1 rRNA gene (cut by a window edge) is annotated in these 1,528 nt (G+C 57.0%); it reads left to right on the top strand.

Features of this window, described 5'->3' with window-relative positions:
* The first annotated feature begins 252 nt into the window (after positions 1-252).
* Positions 253-1,528 (top strand): 23S ribosomal RNA (locus tag ACFVXE_RS38585); it runs 1,496 nt beyond the window's last position.

Below are 1,528 nucleotides of genomic sequence, written 5' to 3'. Positions count from 1 at the left end.
CGTCGGCAAATGTTCGACGGTGGTTGCTCATGGGTGGAACGTTGACTATTCGGCACGACAGGTTGTTTTCACTAGTACTGCTTCGGCGTGGAACGTGGAGGGGATCGGTTGTGTCGGGCACGTTGTTGGGTATCTGAGGGTACGGCCGTGAGGTCGCCTTCAGTTGCCGGCCCCAGTGAACTCGCCCTTAGGGGTGGGGTGATGGGTGGCTGGTCGTTGTTTGAGAACTGCACAGTGGACGCGAGCATCTGTGGCCAAGTTTTTAAGGGCGCACGGTGGATGCCTTGGCACCAGGAACCGATGAAGGACGTGGGAGGCCACGATAGGCCCCGGGGAGCTGTCAACCGAGCTTTGATCCGGGGGTGTCCGAATGGGGAAACCCGGCAGTCGTCATGGGCTGTCACCCGCTGCTGAACACATAGGCAGTGTGGAGGGAACGAGGGGAAGTGAAACATCTCAGTACCCTCAGGAAGAGAAAACAACCGTGATTCCGGGAGTAGTGGCGAGCGAAACCGGATGAGGCCAAACCGTATGCGTGTGATACCCGGCAGGGGTTGCGCATGCGGGGTTGTGGGATCTCTTTTTCATAGTCTGCCGGCTGTGAGACGAGTCAGAAACCGTTGATGTAGGCGAAGGACATGCGAAAGGTCCGGCGTAGAGGGTAAGACCCCCGTAGCTGAAACATTAACGGCTCGTTTAAGAGACACCCAAGTAGCACGGGGCCCGAGAAATCCCGTGTGAATCTGGCGGGACCACCCGCTAAGCCTAAATATTCCCTGGTGACCGATAGCGGATAGTACCGTGAGGGAATGGTGAAAAGTACCGCGGGAGCGGAGTGAAATAGTACCTGAAACCGTGTGCCTACAAGCCGTGGGAGCGTCGCGCATCGAGCTTGCTCGGTGCGTCGTGACTGCGTGCCTTTTGAAGAATGAGCCTGCGAGTTTGCGGTGTGTTGCGAGGTTAACCCGTGTGGGGAAGCCGTAGCGAAAGCGAGTCCGAATAGGGCGTTTTAGTAGCACGCTCAAGACCCGAAGCGGAGTGATCTAGCCATGGGCAGGTTGAAGCGGAGGTAAGACTTCGTGGAGGACCGAACCCACCAGGGTTGAAAACCTGGGGGATGACCTGTGGTTAGGGGTGAAAGGCCAATCAAACTCCGTGATAGCTGGTTCTCCCCGAAATGCATTTAGGTGCAGCGTCGTGTGTTTCTTGCCGGAGGTAGAGCACTGGATAGGCGATGGGCCCTACCGGGTTACTGACCTTAGCCAAACTCCGAATGCCGGTAAGTGAGAGCACGGCAGTGAGACTGTGGGGGATAAGCTCCATGGTCGAGAGGGAAACAGCCCAGAGCATCGACTAAGGCCCCTAAGCGTACGCTAAGTGGGAAAGGATGTGGAGTCGCAGAGACAACCAGGAGGTTGGCTTAGAAGCAGCCACCCTTGAAAGAGTGCGTAATAGCTCACTGGTCAAGTGATTCCGCGCCGACAATGTAGCGGGGCTCAAGCGTACCGCCGAAGTCGTGTCATTCCAC

The sequence above is a fragment of the Streptomyces sp. NPDC058231 genome (assembly GCF_042882275.1).
Taxonomy (GTDB): Bacteria; Actinomycetota; Actinomycetes; order Streptomycetales; family Streptomycetaceae; genus Streptomyces.
This window is presented reverse-complemented; position numbering and strand designations above follow the sequence as displayed.